The sequence below is a fragment of the Pseudoalteromonas sp. MMG005 genome (genome assembly GCF_018101015.1).
In the GTDB taxonomy this organism is placed as follows: Bacteria; Pseudomonadota; Gammaproteobacteria; order Enterobacterales; family Alteromonadaceae; genus Pseudoalteromonas; species Pseudoalteromonas aurantia.
Genome location: NZ_JAGJEK010000001.1, coordinates 312,117 through 332,973, shown reverse-complemented (window position 1 = coordinate 332,973; position 20,857 = coordinate 312,117). Strand labels below are relative to the sequence as shown.

General features: G+C 41.4%; 17 protein-coding genes. 14 read left to right on the top strand and 3 right to left on the bottom strand.

The window, feature by feature from the left end; genetic code table 11:
* Positions 1–91 precede the first annotated feature (91 nt).
* From J8M01_RS01565 to J8M01_RS01555, 3 genes are all read left to right on the top strand, one after another.
* Entirely contained in the window at positions 92–1,252 is a 1,161-nt protein-coding gene (locus J8M01_RS01565; RefSeq protein WP_192508883.1) for a response regulator, read from the top strand.
* Between the two features lie 120 nt (positions 1,253–1,372).
* Positions 1,373–2,137 carry a class I SAM-dependent methyltransferase gene (locus tag J8M01_RS01560; RefSeq protein ID WP_210995743.1) on the top strand — a complete coding sequence of 255 codons (765 nt, stop codon included), beginning with the start codon at positions 1,373–1,375 and terminating at the stop codon, positions 2,135–2,137.
* Positions 2,138–2,276: 139 nt separating this feature from the next.
* Positions 2,277–4,202 (top strand): methyl-accepting chemotaxis protein, encoded by a 1,926-nt coding sequence (locus J8M01_RS01555; RefSeq protein WP_211056780.1) that lies wholly within the window; start codon positions 2,277–2,279, stop codon positions 4,200–4,202.
* 119 nt (positions 4,203–4,321) lie between these two features.
* On the opposite strand, the gene J8M01_RS01550 is transcribed toward J8M01_RS01555, so the two are convergent.
* Positions 4,322–6,442 (bottom strand): S8 family peptidase, encoded by a 2,121-nt coding sequence (locus J8M01_RS01550; protein WP_211056779.1) that lies wholly within the window; start codon positions 6,440–6,442, stop codon positions 4,322–4,324.
* 356 nt (positions 6,443–6,798) lie between these two features.
* Between J8M01_RS01550 and J8M01_RS01545 the strand changes: the two genes are divergently transcribed.
* Positions 6,799–7,986 carry an NAD(P)/FAD-dependent oxidoreductase gene (locus tag J8M01_RS01545; protein ID WP_211056826.1) on the top strand — a complete coding sequence of 396 codons (1,188 nt, stop codon included), beginning with the start codon at positions 6,799–6,801 and terminating at the stop codon, positions 7,984–7,986.
* 124 nt (positions 7,987–8,110) lie between these two features.
* A complete protein-coding gene (locus tag J8M01_RS01540; RefSeq protein WP_211056778.1) occupies positions 8,111–8,302 on the top strand; it encodes a hypothetical protein in 192 nt (63 codons plus the stop codon).
* Positions 8,303–8,640: 338 nt separating this feature from the next.
* Here the strand turns inward: J8M01_RS01540 and J8M01_RS01535 are convergent, their stop codons facing one another.
* Positions 8,641–10,749: a winged helix-turn-helix domain-containing protein gene (locus J8M01_RS01535; RefSeq protein ID WP_211056777.1), complete on the bottom strand. Its 2,109-nt coding sequence runs from the start codon at positions 10,747–10,749 to the stop codon at positions 8,641–8,643.
* 212 nt (positions 10,750–10,961) lie between these two features.
* Between J8M01_RS01535 and J8M01_RS01530 the strand changes: the two genes are divergently transcribed.
* Complete coding sequence (locus J8M01_RS01530) at positions 10,962–12,467, top strand: hypothetical protein (RefSeq protein WP_211056776.1); 1,506 nt, start codon at positions 10,962–10,964, stop codon at positions 12,465–12,467.
* Between the two features lie 107 nt (positions 12,468–12,574).
* Here J8M01_RS01530 and J8M01_RS01525 read toward each other — a convergent pair whose 3' ends face one another.
* Complete coding sequence (locus J8M01_RS01525; protein WP_211056775.1) at positions 12,575–13,453, bottom strand: LysR family transcriptional regulator; 879 nt, start codon at positions 13,451–13,453, stop codon at positions 12,575–12,577.
* A 215-nt stretch (positions 13,454–13,668) separates the two neighbouring features.
* Here J8M01_RS01525 and J8M01_RS01520 point away from each other — a divergent pair, with 215 nt between their 5' ends.
* The 8 genes from J8M01_RS01520 (at position 13,669) to J8M01_RS01485 (ending at position 20,837) form a co-directional block, all read left to right on the top strand.
* On the top strand, positions 13,669–14,271 hold the full coding sequence (locus J8M01_RS01520) for a glutathione S-transferase family protein (RefSeq protein WP_211056774.1): 603 nt from the start codon (positions 13,669–13,671) through the stop codon (positions 14,269–14,271).
* 24 nt (positions 14,272–14,295) lie between these two features.
* Positions 14,296–14,673, top strand: a complete 378-nt coding sequence (locus J8M01_RS01515; RefSeq protein WP_211056825.1) for a nuclear transport factor 2 family protein — start codon at positions 14,296–14,298, stop codon at positions 14,671–14,673.
* Between the two features lie 41 nt (positions 14,674–14,714).
* Complete coding sequence (locus tag J8M01_RS01510; protein ID WP_211047454.1) at positions 14,715–14,930, top strand: 4-oxalocrotonate tautomerase family protein; 216 nt, start codon at positions 14,715–14,717, stop codon at positions 14,928–14,930.
* Positions 14,931–15,559: 629 nt separating this feature from the next.
* The gene (locus J8M01_RS01505) at positions 15,560–16,858 is read left to right on the top strand and encodes a type VI secretion system ImpA family N-terminal domain-containing protein (protein WP_211056773.1); all 1,299 of its coding nucleotides are present in this window, start codon (positions 15,560–15,562) and stop codon (positions 16,856–16,858) included.
* Between the two features lie 61 nt (positions 16,859–16,919).
* Complete coding sequence (locus J8M01_RS01500; RefSeq protein WP_010362738.1) at positions 16,920–17,450, top strand: type VI secretion system tube protein Hcp; 531 nt, start codon at positions 16,920–16,922, stop codon at positions 17,448–17,450.
* A gap of 10 nt (positions 17,451–17,460) precedes the next feature.
* Positions 17,461–17,958 carry a type VI secretion system contractile sheath small subunit gene (gene tssB, locus J8M01_RS01495; RefSeq protein ID WP_192508858.1) on the top strand — a complete coding sequence of 166 codons (498 nt, stop codon included), beginning with the start codon at positions 17,461–17,463 and terminating at the stop codon, positions 17,956–17,958.
* Positions 17,958–19,430, top strand: coding sequence for a type VI secretion system contractile sheath large subunit (gene tssC / locus J8M01_RS01490; protein WP_192508857.1), 1,473 nt, complete (start codon positions 17,958–17,960; stop codon positions 19,428–19,430). Before tssB ends, tssC begins: the two co-directional genes overlap by 1 nt.
* 120 nt (positions 19,431–19,550) lie before the next feature.
* Positions 19,551–20,837, top strand: a complete 1,287-nt coding sequence (locus J8M01_RS01485; protein WP_210995733.1) for a type VI secretion system contractile sheath large subunit — start codon at positions 19,551–19,553, stop codon at positions 20,835–20,837.
* Positions 20,838–20,857 lie beyond the last annotated feature (20 nt).

The window sequence follows — 20,857 nt, the reverse complement described above, 5'->3', positions numbered from 1 at the left end:
TACGGGTGCTTTTATTTTATCTGAAACTAGCTCGCAAATTTACCAACTCGGTCTATGCTTTTTAAAGATATGATTTGATAGGGAAAGCACAATGACCAAATTGGTGTTGGCCATAGATGATGACAAGTTAGTACACCATATTATAGAAGAGGCGATATCGCACTTTTGTAAGTTAATACATGCTAAAAATGGTGATGAAGGTTTACGGCTGGCATTGAAATACCATCCTGATATCATTTTACTAGATGTAGAAATGCCGGGTATGTCGGGCTTTGAAGTCTGTGAAAAAATCAAAAAGTCTAAAAAACTGGCTGATATTCCAGTGATGTTCTTGTCATCAAAAGCCGATGTGGCTGAGCGCATGCGCGGTTATAACTCTGGCGCCTCTGATTATATTGTTAAACCATTCAACCGAGATGAATTAATTGCACGCATTAAAGTGCTTGATGCGTATCGTCAGCAGTCGCGTAAGTTAACTCAGGATATACGCCGAGCAGAAATGACCGCCGAGATAGCCATGACCGACTCTGGCGATATGGGCCGAATTATGCGCTATGTAGGTCAGTCGTATCATGCCCATGATTTGACGACTTTATCAGAATACTTTTTTGAATTTTTTGTGCCGCTTCAGTTAGATGTCGCGGTGGCGTTTTGGTATCACAATAGTGAAGTCTTTTTGTCAGGCAATGGGGCATTACAACCCATTGAGCAAGAGTTATTAAGTAAGCACCGTGATGGCAGTCGGTTTGTTGATTTTGGCCGTCGTACTATCATCAATTACCCAAAGGTGTCGTTGCTAATCAAAAATATGCCTGTTGATGATAATGCTATGTATGGTCGCTATAAAGATTTACTCCCGCATATTTTAGAGGCGACAAACGCCAAAATTAAAGATATGGAAGTCAGTGAAGATGCATTGAGTAAAGTGGATCAAATCGGTAGGGTCTTTGAAGAGCTATCTGATCAGCTAGGTGGAATCGGCGGACATCACTCAAATAAAGTAGCGGAGCTTGGTGAGCTAGTAAAGCAGGCTCAAGCGTTAGACGCTCAAGCCTTAACGATTGAACAAGTGAGCGAATTAGAAAAGCTACATCAGCACTTTTCATTTGTTGATGATGAGTTATCTATTATTAAGTTTAAATTGTCTGAAATTACAGAAGTGCGGCATCAGCTTATTGAAAGTTTAAATAAAATAGCCAAGCCCTGGGGCGAGGAAGAGGTTGCTGCGCAAACTGACATTGAACTGTTTTAGTCAATATCAGGTAATGAAAGGAGTTTTTAGGTATTGCGCTACAATTTAAAGTGAGTTTTCTATGTCGTGTAGATTACCGATTAGATATACTGTGTATGCTATGAACTTAGGAGCTTGCAGTTGGTTATTCACACCCCTTTTCCAGAGAATCGTCCGTATTTACAACAAATCGAACAACAGTTTGCATTGCCAGCATGGATGGAAAGTCATCAGCAGGGCAAAGAATTTAAACTGATTTATGATCAGCTCGGTTTACAGCTTTTTAAAAATGATGAGCCCAAGTTGGGTGCAATATATGTTGACTTTGTAACGGGTGCCAGTGCGCATCGAAGAAAGTTCGGTGGCGGAAAAGGTCAAGCGATTGCTAAAGCGGTTGGGTTAAACAAAGGAGCTACCCCACACGTATTAGACGCCACAGCAGGGTTAGGTCGAGATGCTTTCGTGTTGGCATCCTTGGGCTGCCAAGTAACGTTACATGAGCGTCACCCTGTGGTTGCTGCTTTACTATACGATGGTTTACAGCGAGCTTATCAAGATAATGATATTGGCAGTTGGATGCAAAGTAATATGGCTATGGCTTTTGGTTCGAGTCATGACTTGTTAGCCTCAACAGCATGCCAACCTGATGTGGTTTATTTAGACCCGATGTTTCCCCATCGAGAAAAATCTGCGTTAGTTAAAAAAGAAATGCGAGTGTTTCAAACATTGGTTGGAGACGATCATGATGCCGATGGATTACTAGATTTTGCCTATGAGCTGGCAAGTAAGCGCGTGGTTGTGAAGCGTCCGGACTATGCGCCTTTTTTGAACGATAAAAAGCCAAGCATGCAGATCACCACTAAGAAAAATCGTTTTGATGTTTATGTAAAGTCGGCTATGAAATAGCTTGTACCAAAAAAACATCGAAAAAAGGTACGCCAAAAGTATGCTTTTATTCACGCAAGCTCATAAAACAAGCAAGTTACATTAAACTGTCATAAAAGGTTAATAGTCTACCCGCGCTTTTCATTATTAGGGTGTGACCATGCGTGTATCTTCATTTACTCGATTATTAGCAATACTATTGGCTTTAGCGAGTGTATTTTTAGCGGGCGTACTGTTTTGGGCATCGCATATTTTGAGTACCTTAGATGCCCAAAATACTGCATATACCCAATTGAAAAATACCATCTTAATTGACTTAGAAGGCAGCATTGAAGATTACCTAAAAGCGGGAGATAGCCAATATTTAGGTCGCTCTTCTGAAATTATTACCACGATAAAGTCAGGCAGTTTAACAGCGTTACCCAATAGTTTAAGTGAACTGATGACACAACAGTTAAACCTATTAGACACTGATATAAATGGCAAGTATCGAGCGTTAGGTAAGTTGTCGGGTAATGAAATGGCATTGTTAGATAATGCGCTAAGGCAAATGTCGGGTTCGGCTTCTTCCTTAATTAGCTATACTTTAAAAGCCGATGCCAATGGTCTCAGTACGCAATACTATCAATTGGCGTCAGATTACTATGCGCAGGTGAGTAATTTAGGGATTTATACGTATCAGTTAGCAGCGCGGTTTGATAAAAGCACAGAAGCGAGTTTACAAAAAACCATAGCCAGTTTGAATGCCACTGCACGCAGGTTAGAAGGACTTGATAATTTAGGTGTGATGTCGGAAGTGGATGAGGATGAGTTGTTTTTTGGCGCAGAGGCCGAAGATTTAGCCGAAGAGATAAAAGCGGAGTTAGTCAGTTGGCCAAAACGCTATGACCGCGATTTACAAAGTACCCTGAGTCATGTGAAACAACGCCAACAAGGCATTGAAGCGCTGCGTGATGATATTAAACGGGTTGCTGGCATTATGCTTAGCGCAGAGCAACAATTAAAAGATGAACAAGAGCAACTCAAAGGGCAAGTACTGTTGATATTTGGCATTGCCATTGGTTTATTGGTGCTGCTGGCTGTGGGTGTTTATGTAATGCAGTTTAAACAAGTCCTCGCACCATTACGTCACTTGCGAGATGCATTTGCAGACTTAATTGAAAGTAACGAATTAAAAAACATTCACAGTAAAAATAATAATACTGAGCTTGGTGAAATCGCCATGTATTTCAATCAATTGATTGACAGACAGCGTGATGAAGCACAAGCGCGTTCGCATATGCTGGAAGTTATTAATGACTTTATGCAGCAAATGAGCAATAACCTTGCACAGATTAGTACACAATCAGACACTACCTATGATCAGGTTGAGCAAACCGAAGCCATGCTAGAGACAATAAAAACATTAGGTATTGAAGCGGATGAAATTAACACGCAAGTGTCTGATAACGCCAGTGACACGCATAAGGCAATGACCCAGAGTGTGCAATTTGCTGAAGCAATGTTAAGTGCCAGCTCTGATACTCAAGACCGTGTTGAGCAAGGCTTAGCCAGTTTAACCGAGTTACTGAACGGGGTGTCAGATGTGGGTAAAGTGATTGAAATGATCCGCACCATAGCTGAACAAACAAACTTGTTGGCACTCAATGCTGCCATTGAATCAGCTCGAGCTGGGGAGCACGGTCGTGGCTTTGCTGTGGTGGCTGATGAAGTGAGAAAGTTAGCACAGCAAACGCAAGATTCACTGTCGGACATTAATAAACAGCTTAGCGATTTGGGAGACAACTCTGAAAAGGTGTCGACGCAAATCTCAGCATTGGCAGAAGATGCACAGTTGCAAACTACCCATGCTCAGGAATTAAAACGTAACTCTGAAGGGGTTGCTGTGAGTGCACAAAGTGCCAATCAAGTGGCTGATCACGCAATGGAGTTAGCACAACAACAAAATGGCTTATTAGAAAACTTCAGTGTTGCTATGTTACAAATGAAAAAACAAGTGAATGGCTCTGGCCAACAGGTGAGCGATATTCAGGCTCAGTTACAAGAGCAGATGCAGCGTATTAGAGCGAGCTTAGGGCTAGCATAATTCATTCTCACATCCGTAATGTGGTTAAATAAAAAGGCCGAAGCATTACTGCGTCGGCCTGCCCCAGGGAATGGGAATTATTACTTAATGTGTTAGAAAACCGGAGTCTCTAGTTTAAATCACTTATACTCTGCATTCAGTGTTACACCTGAGAAGGTAGAGTAAGCCTTGATGCTGATGTGGTAAGTTCCAGCCGCTGGAGAGGTAAACGGGCATGATTCACTGTTACCATTGTTCCATGAACGACAATCGTAGCTGCTACCAGTAGGACGTGCGCCTTTTTTAACATACAAATCAGCGTCGCCAGTACCACCAGATGTTGTTACTTTAAAGCTGCTCATACCTGCTGGTACGTCAAGCGTATAATGTAACCATTGATTTTTCGCTGCACCTAGATTCGTTTCAGTACCGCCACCTGGCTGTGTAGTGCCGCCTGACGTTACATCACCTTTTAAGCTCACACCAGAGTATGCAGAGTAGGCACTTAGCAATACATGATATGTGCCTGCTGCAGGGTTAGTGAGTTCACATATTTCACTAGTAGATGACTGCTCAGATTTACACGCGTTGTCAGTTTTTGTTGGGTTACTGCCCGCTTTTACATATAAATCAACATCACCAGAACCACCAGATGTTGTGAAGCTTACTTTAGTTGCGCCAGCTGGTACTTCAAGCGTATAGAAAGTTTGGTTGTCTTTCGCAGCGCCGAGACCTGTTTTTGCAACACCGTCAGTTAGTACATTATCGTTATTACCATTACCAGCTGCTTCAGCAACGGCTGCTGCGGCATCTACAATACCAGTACCACAGTTATTACATGTTGCTGGGAAGCTACGTGTCGTGTTTCTTAAAATTGTTTCAATTTCATCAGGCGTTGCGTTTGGTTTTACTTGCTTGATGAGAGCCGCTACACCAGCAACATGCGGCGCAGCCATTGAAGTACCTTGAGAGTAATGGTAGCTGTCTGATACTGGGCCTGTGCTGCCTGAGTTATGTGTTGATAAAACGCCTTCTGAATCGTTAGCAAAACTTTGTGCGCCACCTGGTGCGGCTACATCAATAGATGTACCAAAGTTTGAGTAATAAGCACGACCACCGTTACGACCTACAGATGCAACGTTTACAACGCCATTACAGTTACCAGGATTGTAGTTATTTGCATTGTCGTTGTCGTTACCTGCTGCAATAACAACCACAGTACCGTTATTACGCGCTTGGTTGATGGCGTTTTGTGTTGTTGCGCTACATGCGCCACCGCCACCTAAACTCATATTGATAACATCTGCCGCATTGGCATTCGCTGGTACACCCGCAACTGAGCCACCAGATGCCCAAATGATGCCATCCGCAATATCAGACGTTAAACCACCACATTTACCAAGTACACGAACAGGAACAACATTTGCGTCATAAGCGACACCGGCAACACCTTCACCATTATTCGTCACTGCAGCAACAGTACCTGCTACGTGTGTACCGTGCCAGCTAGAATTGCTGTCAGCTTTTGGTGATGGTTGACCTTGTGCGTCAGTACCACATTCACCACGTTTTACAGCATCACCTGGGTCGCGAGCATCGTTGTCACGTAGACCGCCATCATTTGCGACGAGCAAGTTAGAGATCATGTCATAACCAGGTAAAATGTTTGCATTTAAGTCTGCATGCGGGCGGTAACCTGTATCAAGTACAGCGACAGTTACACCTTCACCTGTTGCACTATCCCATGCTGTTGGCAAGTTCAAACCACCATTTGCTTCAAAATAGTGCCACTGATCTGAATAACGTGGATCGTTCGGCGTTGCGAATGGTTTTAGCATTTGGTCAATTTCAATGTATTCAACATTGCCTGATGCTGCGATTTCTTGCATTAACGCATTTGCTTCAATGGCTGTAAGCTTTTTGTTAACACGCATAACATGGTGATTGGCCAATGCCATAGGTCTAACATACTGAGTAGCCACTGCTGATTTTGTACTTTTGAACGACTGTACAAAACTTTCTGCGCGTTGTTGAACATTCGCGTCAGACATATCTTCCATAGACATTGTCATCATTTGGCTGTTGTTTTCTTTATACTTAATGATGAACTGTGTGCCTAGAGTCGCTTGGTCTTGCATTTTTACTGCTGTTTGCGCAAAGTTAATATTGTTATTTATCTCTGTTGCTAAAGCTGTTTGAGCAGAAAAAGCCGCTGTCATAGCGATTGAAAGTGCACCTAATTTTAGATTTCTTGTTGTCATAAATTTCCCCTAACTTGTTTTTGTTTATGCTTCTTATTTGCAAGAAGGTTAATGAAGGTAAAATTAAAGTTATTTTTTTTAAAGTGTTGTTTTGTTATGTGCACTATTGTTTTTGTTATAAGCGGCCATCTAAAACGCTCAAAAAACACTCTAGTATTATGTTTTTATTACATTTTATTGAAATTAATTATTCCGTAAATTTGCTGATACAGGTCTGTAAACGAATGTAAACAAAGTGAATAAAATTCACATTTTAGTGAGAATATGCTTTTTTGACTGGAGTTTAAGCAAGTATTTTTGCTCAGAGTTCAGTTTTGTTACAATGCGTGCATAAATTTATTTTGACGAGTAAAAGTGTGCTGCAATTTGATGTTGTTGTGATAGGTGCTGGGGCTGCTGGACTAATGTGCGCCGCGCAGGCAGGTTACCGTGGTAGAAAAGTCGCCGTGGTTGATATGGGTAAAAAACCAGGGCGTAAAATATTGATAAGTGGCGGTGGGCGTTGCAATTTTACCAATGAAGGGGCGTCGTCAAGTCAATATTTATGTGGCAACCCTCACTTTGTGAAATCGTGTTTAAGCCGGTATACACAGCATGACTTTATTGAATTGGTTGACCGTCATGGCTTGGCCTATCACCATAAAACCCTAGGCCAGTTATTTTGTGACAACAGTGCACAAGACATTGTTGATATTTTAATGACGGAATGCGAATGGGCTGGGGTAGAACATTTTTTACGCAGTGAAGTATTAAGTGTAAAGGCACAGCCAGAAGGTGGCTATGTGGTGATAACCTCAGAGCAACACTTCAAGTGTGATTCGCTCGTCGTCGCTGCGGGTGGGTTAACCATGCCGAAGCTTGGTGCAACACCTATAGGATATAAAATTGCTGAGCAGTTTGGGTTAAATGTGTTACCAACGATGGCCGCATTGGTGCCATTTACGTTGCATGATCATGATAAAGCGCGATTTGAAGGGCTGTCAGGCGTAAGTATTGCGTGTGATGTGAGCAGTGAAGATGGTACGGTATTTAAAGAGAATATCTTATTTACCCATCGAGGCTTATCAGGCCCCGCGATTTTACAGATCTCATCATTTTGGCGAGCTGGGCAAGCGGTCACGATTAACTTGTTGCCAGACCTTAACTTGTCAGACACCATACACCAATGGCGCGCAGAGCAGGGGAGTAAATCGCTTAAAAACACCTTAAGCACCCTATTGCCAAAGCGTTTTATTGAAATTTTAATTACCGAACAAGCCATCCCAGACAAAGCGCTTAATCAATTAAGCCATACTGAAATTGATGCAGTGGCCAATTATATTCACAGCTGGACAATCAAACCCAATGGCACTGAGGGCTACCGCACCGCAGAAGTAACCTTAGGCGGCGTTGACACCGATGAGTTATCGTCAAAAACCTTCGAAGCTAAAAAAGCCAAAAACTTATACTTTATTGGCGAAGTGACCGATGTCACAGGTTGGTTGGGCGGCTACAACTTCCAATACGCATGGAGCTGTGGCTTTGCCGCAGGGCAAGTGTGTTAGTGTTAGTTCTCAAGAACATAAACAAAGACAATTGGAATTAAACAAAGACAAACATATCGTTTAATAGAGACAAATTGCGGCAGATTGCTTATATGCTGCCGCATAGAAGTGTGGGAAGTCCACCATGCTTTTTGGTTCTGTGAATTATACACATTTGAATGAGTGTGAAGGTAGTTCGGCTACGAATGATTACCCTGAGGTTATCGCTATTCATACGGCTAGCTCAGACTCAAATATTTATTTAGGGTTCACCCTCGCTAATTATCCAGAAGACAGAAAGCCCGCTGTTTCACAGTGTATATTAGAATTGATATAAACATGTTACCTAAAGAGTATATAGCAAGTTTAGAAAACGCTTCAAATGATGATATCAGGTTAAAACCTATGCCACCCACCTCGGCAGAAAGGTCTCACTTAAATTTAGGCTCAGACGCTCGCCCTAATTCAGGTATTTTAACACCTACAACAGGGCTCTATACAGGAGAGTAGCGTGAACGAATAAATTTACCTACGGGATTACAGGACTGTTATGGTTAGTGTATCTCGTTTTATTTTAGAGCTTGTATGCTTCATGAAATTAGGTCGCGTGTAATTTTTACTTCTTAAATGATATGAATCATTATTTGTGCTGCTGTCTGAAATATACAAAGGTGTTTACTCCAACAAAACAACTTCCTGGTTAATGGCGATAAATTGGCTCAATAATAGTTTATTGTCTTTAAGATCTGTGACCTTCCATGCAGTATCTTTGAGCTGCATGACGGTTTTTAAGCGTTGTCCAGTGAGATTGTATTGATTGAGGGTTGTCGTTGTTGGGTTCACACTATAAAGCTGTTGATCATGTAAAAACATGGCTTTGCCATTCAGTGCTGTTAAATGCTGGCTGGGTGCATGGGTCTCATTGAATACACGTGAGAAAACTTGTCCGTCTAAGGTGCTATAAATTAACTGTTCTTGGTTGACCCACGCATTCTCTACGTGGTTAATATTGAGTGCCGTTAGGGTGTTTGTGGAGAGGTTAAGGTCATAAAGCCCGTTTTGCACTGGGTCATGTAATAACACCAGAATGTGATTGTCGGTGTACCAAGTTAACGCAGAATATAACAGTTTGTCAGTGTTTACTGTCGATATATTGCCTTTTAAGTCAGAGATCATGAGTTGATCGTTAGACACCCAAGCCATACGTTTCCCTTCGGGTGACCAGCTGTAATTGTGAATACGGTGCCGAGCAGTATGAGAACTGACTTGAGTGGCCTGGCTATTTTGCCAAAGCCAAAGTTGATCATGACCATTTCTATCTGAAATAAACGCGATGTTGTCGCCATGAGGTTGATATGTGGCATTGCGTTCTTGCGCTGACGTGCGTGCCAAGCTAGTAAAAGGTAATGATTGGCTATTTAACCGCGATTCATGCTGTTGAGTGTTTGTGGTGGTGCTGTTTAGTTGTGCGATGTCTATGTCTTTATTACCCACGACGGCTATCAGTGAATGGCCATTAGGGTGTTGCTCTACAGAAACAAAGTTACTAAGAGGCGTTTTTTGTGCAGTTAAGTGTCCGTTTATTTCTAAGGTGTATAAGTGCCCATTTAGGATGGTGAGTAAGGCGTTTCCTTGTGCGTCAAAATTTGCCAATACGTTTGTATATTTACTGACGTTGTTGGGGAGTTTTATGGGATTTTTACTCAGTAGTTTGGCGTTTTTATCGAGCAAGGTTAGGTAGGTATTCAGCTGTGGAGTACGGCTGATAATCGCATAACGCTGATGTCGTGTGTCATAGTCAAAATGATATATCACATCTTGTTTATGCTCATACATAACCTGTATAGATTTGTTCAAGTCATTATATCGCATCAGGCTATATTTGCCCGCGCGCGAGTGTAAAAAAACATAGTTATGATTTGACAGTGCCAGCGGTTTTTTAAGGTTATTTGCTTGACACAAAAAGCGCTGCTGTGGCGCAACAGGTGCAGATAGAGCCTGCGCAAAATCAAGAGTGGCAATGCTCCAGCATGCGTTGTTCGCATTATTGGTCTCTGTTTTTGATGGGGTATTATTACAGTCAGTTTTGGCTGAAAATACCAGCTCTCGACCATCAGGTGTGAAACTGGTTGCGCCATAATAACCGGCATGTTTGGTAAGCTGCGTTTCTTCCCCAGTGGTATGGTGTTTGGCCCATAAGTGGCTTTTACATGCACCGGCATATCGGTTAAATATCAGGTAACTGGCATCGGGATTAAATATGGCATGGCTTTCGTGAGCGTCTGTGTGTGTTAATACTGAGACGGTTTGAAATGCTGACGCCGTTTCTTTTGGCCAATAACTCATCGTTAATAGTGTGACAACCAAGACAAGCACGAGGCTAAACAAGGGATAAAGCACAGGTTTCTTCAATGAAGTAACCTGTGCGCTTTCATTGTTTTGAGCAGCAGGTTTATTAGGCGCGTGCCACGTTACATCCGCGATGAGTCGATAGCCTATTTTCGGATGAGTCGCGATAATCTTTTGTTCTTTGGCATTGTCTCCAAGCTCTTTGCGCAATATTGCAATACAGCGCTGTAACGCATTAGGCACGACTTCAGTGCCAGCCCAAACGTGCGCCATGATCTCTTGATGGGTGACCACTTCGTTTTGTCGTTGTGCCAATAGTAACAACACTTTGAGTACTTTGGGTTCAATATGTGTTTGGCACTGATGATTTACGATTGTTGAACGCGTCAGGTTTATTTCAAATCCTGCAATATGAAAAGTGCTTACCTCAGACATAATGGCTACATTTAACGACCTTGAATAGTAAGAATATAATGGATTATTGAGCATTCTGTCGAGTAATTAATTTCAATAATTCATTGAATAATATACATATATTTAGCATCAGTAATTCCTAATGATTTCATCAGGTGCATTCGATTGTGTGTACCTAGGAAAATAGCATTTAATCGACTCAAATCATAATAATTCAATTTGAGGTGGTATGAATGAAAGGGAATAGCGAGCATAGAAAAAAAACGGCGTGTATTGCGGTGATTTTGCTCTGGTTACAGTGTTTAACTGGGGCAATGGCGGGGGAAATTGAGCGCAAGATTATTGATAAAGCAGTTTCTGCGTATGGGGGAGAGAAGTTACTGAATTTAAAACACATAACCTATCGAGATAACATAAAGCACTTTTTTCAAATGCAAAGCGGGTATTCGTCACAAGGCGCAATGACCCAGCATTTGAGCAACGAGCAGATTGACGTTTATATAGACTTTCAGAATGAACAAAAGGTATTGGATCAGCACACGACTCGGTTAATTGGCAATCATGATGCTGAGAATAAAACGCGCACTCATCGACTATTTATACAAGGAAAAGGGTATACAGCCGATCATTGTTTAAAAAACTACACTGAGAGTCATAGAGTGAATTTTAGCAATGCGGATTTAGGCTTTAGTCGACTGTTAGATCCGCTGATAGTGAGGCAATTAGTACGTCACAGAATGCATGCGCGTTTAGTGGATAAAGCCTATATTCAAGGCCGCGCACAGCATGTGTTAAAAGTGAATGACAGTAAGCAAGCGGCATATACAGTGTTCATTGATCAGCAAACTGGGTATGTGAGTCGATTATTAAAAAAACATGGCCAGCAGTTACGTAGCTATGACTTCTTTGAACATCAGCGTAAAAATGGCATCGTTTGGGCAAAAAACATGTTTGTGAGCACAGCAAATCAGGTTGTTTACTATACGGACTCAAGGGGGTTGGATTTTGACCCACCTCAGGCACGTATGTTTGCTTTGCCAAAGGCTTATTCGCGTGCATCGACTGATACATTTTATGATGTATCTCAGATGACCATAAGAGAGCTCGCCAGCGGGGTGTATTTTGTCGGTAAAGGTTGGGGTTATACATTATTTGCGGATGTTGGCGAGTATCTTATCTCCGCAGGTGCTTGGGGTGAGGCGAATAATTCACTCACGTGGCAACAAAGTCTTGCGTTGTTCAGAGCAACTACTGGGAATAAGAAACCCGTAAAACAACACTTGGTGACCCATCACCATACTGACCATATGTCGAGTTTAAAAGATATCGTGGCTCAAGGTGCGGATTTGTTGGCACACCCAACGTCGATTGACGGGATTAAAAAACACCTCCCTGATTTACCCTCTGATCGTATTGTGAAGGTAGAAAACCAGACGATATTGGCCGGTGGAAAAGTAAGGTTGCTTGATGTGCCAAATAGTCATGCAGATCACAATTTAGTGATGTATTTACCTGCGCAGCAAATACTGTTTAGTGAAGATATGTTTGGCAGTAGTTATAATAGCGCGTTTCATTCCCCTAATAATTGGCCAAGCTTAGATACTTACTCACGTTTAAAAACACTTGTTAGTCAAATAAGCAAATTAGGCTTGCCGGTTAAGCACTATGTTTCTTCACACCATGGCCGCATATTGGGGCAATCAGATATAGCCGAAGCATTAGCCATGCAATGTGGCTAGTGTACTTGGTAGATTGAACGAGATACAGTGGCGACTTAGTGTTCATACCCACTATAAATACGGTTACTGTATTTTCAGGGAAGGTCGTATTTCACGACCTTTTTATGCTAACTTTTTTTTTCAAACCATTGCTCTAAATAATTAATACAGGTGACCAGTTTGGCGGGTACGAAATGCCGAGCTGGGTAGAGTGCGTATAAGGTTAATTTGGGCTTAGTTGCGTCAGTTAATATTTCCACTACGTCACCTTTATCTATGGCACTTTGGCAAACAAAGTCAGGAATAAAACCGATGCCCAACCCTTTTTGAATTGAGGCCATCATAAATTGCGTGTTGTTTACGCGTAATCGTCCTTTAACAGCAATTCCATCTTCTATGGGCCAAATATTTTTGTGCTGGAAGTAGCTATAAACAAAACAATTGTGATCTTTTAAATCTTGAGAGGTTGAGATTGCAGCGTGTTGGGCTAAATAATGGGGGGCAGCACAGATTTTGTAGGTAAATTGAGTAAGTGCTTTGCCGACATAGTTTACATCAATGGGTGTACTGGATGCTCTAAAGCCTAAATCAAAACCTTGTTCAACTAAGTCGATATTTTCATCTCCTAAATGAATGTCTAGTTCGATATCAGGGTGAGCGTGCATAAAGTCAGCAAATAGCATCGATAAATCAGTAAGGCCCAATGCCATCGGGGCATTAATTTTGAGTTTGCCACGGATATTTTGTTGAAGATCAGTGACAAAATTATCGGCATCATCGACTTTAGCTAAGATCTCACGCGCACGTTGCAAATACCCTTCTCCTGCGTGAGTCAGCTGTACATTTCGGGTTGAGCGATGAAGCAGGCGCGTACCTAGCTCAGATTCTAATCTCGAAATTTCTTTACTAATCATGGATTTTGATGCGTTTACTTGCTCAGCAACACGTGTAAAGCTGCCTAAATCTGCGAGCTTAACGAATAGCTGCATGGCGCGTAGTTTATCCATGGTACATCCTCCATATTTTTATGTGCTTTGATATGTGCTAACTGTTCTCTATTTGAAAACAGTATATGCACATTGTTGTTATATATGGAAACAAATTGAATGGCTAATATGTTGCTGTCCTGTGACATGAGTGCGTGGTGCAGGATGGGTCGTCAGGAAAGATTGACTGGCGGTGATATTAACAAATTAAGCAGTGTTATTTTTAAGGAGAAGTAATGTATACCCTTTATTACTCACAAGGTGCATGTTCTGTTGCGACTCATGTTGTATTACGTGAACTAGGCCAAGCTGTAAAACTTATCGAAGTAAGTCAGCTCGACAATTTCACCGATGTAAATCCGGTTGCGACGGTACCAGTCTTAATAGATGGGGATCGCTCGTTAACTGAAGGGGCAGCGATCATGTTACACATATTAAGCAAACATCAGAATATGTTGTTTCCACAGGGAAATAAGCAGCTGGCTATTCAAGATATCATGTTTGCCAACGCGACGATGCATCCAGCATATGGTCGATTATTTTTTTTGGCGCAGAATATCGATGATGAAAAAGTAAAGCAGCAAACATTAAATCGTGCTGCGAAGTGTATTAGCCAGTTATGGCAGATTGTAGAGCATCGTTTAGCGGAGCAGGATTTTTTAGGCGGCGAGCATCCCTCAGCTGCCGATATTATGCTCGCGGTATACGCACGATGGGGAGATTACTTTCCTATTGAAATTACCATAGGAGAAAAAACCGCAACAATGCTATCACGGGTACAAGCGATGCCGAGCTTTATACTTGCCGATGAAGCGGAAGCAGCCACGTTAAAAAACTAGTTTCGTACTAATGGAGAGGAAGTGATGCAAGTTGCTGATGATCAGAATAAGGACTTTGCTGCGGTGGAACATGTACTGCAATGCTATTTTGAAGGGTTGTATCAAGGTGATGCTGAAAAGCTTAAAGTGATATTTCATCCTGATGTGTGGCTAAAAGCACCAGGAGTAAGGCGCTCCTTGATACAGTGGTTAAACGATGTTGATAAACGACCAGTACCAGCTCACATCAATCAACCCTATGCATTTCAAATATTGGCTATAGATGTTGTGAAAGACCAAGCAATGGCTAAGGTTCATTGCCCGATATTTGAATTTGATTATATTGACTTCTTAGGATTACTTAAAGAAGACGGGAAATGGCAAGTAGTCAGCAAAATGTATACGGACCTTAAGGGGCAATGACTCCAAAGAAATACATAAACTCATGTACAAGGAACAAAAATATGCCGTATATCAATGTGAAAATAACAGATGAACACGTTAGTAATGACCAGAAAAAAACCATTATTAAAGGGTGCACACAGCTAATGGTTGATGTGTTAAATAAAGATCCCGCTACCACGTTTGTGGTGATTGAAGAAGTGAGTACTGATAACTGGGGAATCGGGTTCGAGCAAGTGACTCAATTGAGAAAGTGTTCCACAGTAGTTGGTAGTTAAAACGAAAGGGAACGCTTTAACTCAACCTGTCATAGTGATTTAATTAGATAAGTTCAATTTATGAGCTTATCTAACTTCTAACGCTTCGTTAGCCATTTTAATAAGGTTTCCGTGGTTTACCTTTAAAACATTTAGGGAAAGAACAGGGACCTATCGGCACTTGATTAAAATAGGTTATATCACCTGCTTTTTTACATGTGTACATGATGTCGTCTCGGGTTCTAATTGGAGACAGTTTTGAGTGTTTAACTTGAAATATTCATTATGTCATTGTGTACATCGATGTATTCTTATGGAATAAATCCAGTTCAAATCTATTACTTTTACTGAGGAATTTATTCTTTTTTGTAATATATTAATTACATTTTAGTATCATTATATAAACCCAATTAAGCGCTTAATACTCCTAAAAAGTGAATTAAAAATGGAGATGTGGTGTAAATTTTAATTTGTTATTTATCAACGGTTAAGGTGTTTTTTAGTCTCGGCTGTGGTGTTAATTATAAGATTTTTGGCTAAGTGGTGTGAGGTGTTGGGCGCTGTGTATTCTTATCTTGACTTTATCTTAATATGCTCCAAACTGTTTCTATAATTTATCGCAATTACAAGGGAGTAGTATCTAGCCATTTATGTTGCTATTTACTCAAGACAGTGAATTAGACGTTGGTATTTACTTAAAAGAACAGCGCGCGAAATTTAGAGAGCTAAGAAACCTACTGAATGTTGCCCAGTCCAGCTTACGTAAATTATTAGAAACGCCGACTTCTGCACAAGATCAAGACCTACAACGGCAAAACGCACAAGCGTGGTATCAGCTACAGCAAGTATGTGGCGAGACGTTAAAAAATGACTCTCGAGATATCGAAGTATTCGTTTGGTGGCTTGCTGCTTTACCTTATAAAAAGGCCGATCTATCCTTATTAGATGAAGGGTTAAGTGACTTTTTGTATGCGCTTAACACCTTAAAAGAATCGATTCATCCACGACTGCCAGACAAAAAAGTCGCAGGCCTAGATGAGGAGCAAGCAAGACAGAAGCAGTGCGAAAATCAGACTCGACCATTAGAACAATTAACGGGAGATGGTCCAAATACGGGGCTATTAAATGCGCCGTTAATGAACTTTCCATTAATTGAGAATTATACATTCAGTGATTACTTATCTGATCATAAAGCCGGCAAGTTAGAAAAACAAAAAGCAGAATTTGCAGGCGTAATTCAATCTCATAAAGCCCAATTAATGGCACAGTTTGCAACCATCATATCGATTGATAGTAAAATTGGTGAAATTGACTTATTTATTAACGGTTACCGCAATAAAAATGGCTTGGCTTTACTGGGTTTTCGGTTTGTAAAAGACAATTTAAAGCAAATCAAGGTGATGTATCAGTACTTTTTTCCAGATGTGGATAAAAAGGAAGAAGTTGCACCGGCAATAGTTGAACCCGTTCAGACGAGTGACAGCAACGATATGATAAAACCTGATGTGATTAAAGAAAGCACACAGACTGAGCGTTCGGTCGTTCTTCCTCAAGCACAAAGTGATAAAAGCACTTATACTCGAGAAGATGCGTTGGCTGATTTAAATCAAATTGCGGTGTTTTTTAAACAAACCGAACCACATAGTCCAATTCCATACCTGTTAGCTCGAGCAATTCGTTGGGGCAACATGTCATTCTCGGAGTTGATGGGGGAGCTTATCACCAAAGACTCACCAGTACTTGCTGAAATTAGCAAGTTAACCGGTGTTGAGAATGACTTGGGAGAGTTGCTCAATGAGCAAGTTGTGGTGGCGCCTGTGCCGAAAAGTAAACCGGTAGAACCAATTGTAACAGAAGAAATTAGTACGCCTGCTGAGCCAGAAAAAGTTGAGCAGGTTTCAGAGCAACAGCCAAAGGCCAGTTCTTCCAGCTCTGGGCCGTTATGGTAGTTAATACATATTAATGCCTACCTCAGAGTAGGATAATTAAAATAGCAAAGGAGAAAGAGAGATGGCATCAATCTTCATGAGAATCGACGGTAATGACACTATTAAAGGTGCTGCAACGGTTGTTGACTTGAATAGTAAAAAAGGTTGGTTTGCAGTAGATAGCCTGTCTTGGGGCGCTATGCGTGGTGTGTCAGTAGATATCGGTAATGCAAATAACCAAGATAGCGGTATGGTAGCACTTGGTGAGATCAGTATCTCTAAAACATATGATGGTGCAACGCCTTACTTACTGACTTATTTATTTCAGCCAGGCGCTGATGGTAAGACCATTGAGTTAGTTATGACGAAACCATCACGTGATGGTAAAGGGATCATTCCTTACTATGTTATTTCGTTAGAAGAAGCCCGTATGGCAAACTTCAGTATTTCTGGTAGTGACGGTGGCCAACCTTCAGAGTCATTTTCTTTAACTTATACTAAAATTGAACAAATCTTCTTCGTTGAAGATGAAGGTGGTAAGTTAGAAAAAGCAGCATCCGTTAAATATGATGCAACAACTAACCAGTTAACGTCTGCGGCAGATCTTAAGTAAGGTATAGCACATGGCACTTAATTCACAGCACAAGCGCGTTAGTAAAAACCGCGTAAGTATTACTTACGATGTTGAAACTAATGGCGCTACCGAGAAAAAAGAACTTCCTTTTGTCTCAGCGGTTTTGGGTAATTTCTCTGGTGACAAAGAAGATCCAAAAGAAGTTGAAGATCGTGAGTTTGTTCAAGTTGATCAAGATAACTTTGATGAAGTACTAGGGCGCATCAAGCCAAGCGTATCGCTTAAGGTAGATAATGTTATTGAAAGCGATGACAGCCAATTTGAAGTGAATCTTGAGTTTGAATCAATGAAAGATTTTGAACCAGATGCACTTGTACAGCGTATCGAGCCACTTAAAAAATTGCTTGAAACACGCAATCAATTAAATGAACTACTCAGTAAAGCTGATCGTTCGCGTGACTTTGAAAAGCTACTTAAAGATATCTTGCAAAGCTCGGACTCAATCAATGCATTATCTGATGAGCTTGGCGTTAAAGGAGAAGAGTAATGTCTGAAGAGTTACAGCAAGGTGCTGGTGGCGAAGGTGAAAGCCTGTCGTTTTTAGACCAAGCAATTAATGCCACAAGCCAAACTGCACCAGATAGAACAAAAGAGCTTTTGACGTCATTAACTGAAGAAGCTATGTCGGGCACCGTCACGTGGGATAAAAACCTAACAGACACGATTGCAAATGCCGTTGCCGCAATTGATGCAAAAATGTCTGAGCAGTTATCTCAAATCATGCAACAAGATACTTTCCAAGAGCTTGAAGGTTCTTGGTTGGGATTACAGAAGCTGATCCGCAATAGTGCGCTTGGTACAGCCCAAAAAGTAAAACTGCTTAATATCTCAAAAGATGAGTTACTAGAGCAATTTGAAGACGCGCCTGCGGTTGACCGTAGCCCAATTTTTAACTCTATGTACCAGCATGAATATGGTACCGCCGGTGGTGAACCATACGGGTTAATTTTAGGTGATTACGAGTTTTCGCAAAGCGATGAAGATGTGGCCCTACTGCGTTATATGGGTGAGGTGGCTGCTGCGAGTCATGCACCATTTATTGCTGCTGCCGCGCCTGAAATGTTTGAGTTAAATAGTTTCTCAACGTTCAGTGAAGGTAAACCGATTGCGCCTGCATTTGATTCACCAAGCTACGCATCATGGAATTCATTCAGAGAAAGCGATGATGCACGTTATGTTGCATTAACCTTGCCTCGTACTATGGCGCGCTTACCGTATGGTGGCAAAGGCAAAAAAATTAAGTCATTTAATTTTGAAGAGCTAGCCACAGACAATGCTGGAAATCCAAAGCCAGCAAGTAATGATGAGCTAGTTTGGTCTAATGCCGCATTCGACATGGCTTTGAATATGAACAACGCGTTTGAAGCATTCGGGTGGTGTACAGCCATTCGAGGTATGGAAAACGGTGGTAAAGTTGAAGCGTTGCCAAACTTAACGTACTTCACTGATTCTGGTGATATTACTCAGCAATGCCCGACGGAAGTAAACTTAACGGATGAGCGTGAAAAAGAGTTAAGTGATCTTGGTTTCTTACCATTGGTTCATTACAAAAATTCTGATTATGCGGTATTCCTCGGTGGCCAAACAACACAAAAGCCGAAAGAGTATACTGATCCAGATGCGACGGCAAATGCTGCTATCTCAGCACGTTTACCATACATCATGGCCAGCAGTCGTATAGCGCATTACTTAAAAGTGATGGGTCGTGACAATATAGGCTCAAATATGGAGTCTGCAGATATCCAGAAGCAAATGAGTGAGTGGATTGCAACATACACTAACTCTGGCGCAATGGGTAATGATGAGCGAGCTAAAACGCCTCTTGCTGAAGCACAGATCTCTGTGATTGAGCAGCCGGGTCGTCCAGGCGCTTATTCAGCAATTGCACACTTAAGACCTTGGTTACAAATGGAAGAGTTAACAACTTCTGTGCGTATGGTAGCCAGTTTACCAGGCTAAAGGTGAGTTATATCAGCGTCAATTCAACGATTGAAACGCTGCAAAAACGGGGTACCTAGGTACCTCGTTTTGTTCATACAGAAAATTCAATGACTGAAATACGTTGCAAGGATTTATTACGTGAAGTTGCACACTGAACTAAGTCAGCCAAATATACCGCCTTTAGCGCAGGTAAAGCACCTTATTAGCGAGATTGATCGCGTGATTAGTGAGCAATTGTCACTCGTCATGGCCGAGCAAAAATTTGTCGATCTTGAAGCGCGCTGGCGTAATGTATATGAGTTAGTCAGTTTACCCGTCAACTACAAATTAATTAAAGTCAAAATCATGAATATCTCTTGGCGAGAGATTTCACATGACTTAAATATTGCGACATCACTTAGACATACACGACTTTATAATATAGTTGCTAATCAAGAGTTTAATACAATGGGTGGGGAGCCGTATGGCTTGCTGGTGATTGATCATAATGTCAGTCTAGAGCTTGATTACGCCGATGAATTTGATGAATTGTATACCCTTGAGCTATTAGCTGAGTTGGGTGAGAAGAGTTTATGTCCCATTATTTTGGATGCGGATGACAGTTTTCTAGGTGCATCAGGTGAGATGTTTTTGTGTGATGTGCCAAAGTTAAACCGAGTGCTGGCAGACAATGATTTTGCGAGTTGGCACCGACTGCGAGAAAGTAGTAATAGCCATTTTTTAGGACTGACTTTTAATAAATCAGCGATTAGAAAGGCATATCGTTTTCACCCTTGTGGTTTCATCTTTGATGAAGACATTGCGGGAGACTTTGTATGGGGCAATGCCGCAACAACATTTTTAAAGAATGTGCTAATAGAGTTTAATCGTGTTCGTTGGTTTGGTTTTTTAAAATCTCGCAAACTAGATGCGTCAGGTGGTAGTGCAATTAATTGCTATGCAGATAAAGCGCAATTTGACACTCAATTTAAAACGCGAATTTCAGCGTCGACAGCCGCGTATTTATCTCAGCAAGGGTTGATCCCCATTTTTTATAACCCGCTAAACGGCAAATACTTTTTCCAATCGAATAGCTCTGTTAAAACTGAAATGCAGGGAGAAAATCGTTTTCTAATTCAAACTACATTAATGATCAGCCGTATTGCACATTATTTAAAAGTACAGCTTCGAGAAATGATAGGCTCAGCTTTAGAGCCCCATGATTGTGAAAACAGGTTGAGTCATTGGTTAGAGCAGTATTGTTCCAATTCGGTCGTTTCAGACGAAATGACACTGGCGGGTATGCCATTGAAGTCAGCCAAAGTACGCGTGACTGAAGAAAGCAGCGATACCACTCGATACACCTGCCATATTGATTTAGTTCCACAATATCAATATGACCGAGTGGCAAGCATGGTGAGTTTATCTACGGCGGTAGAAAAATGAGCTTTTTCAGTGCGTTTTAC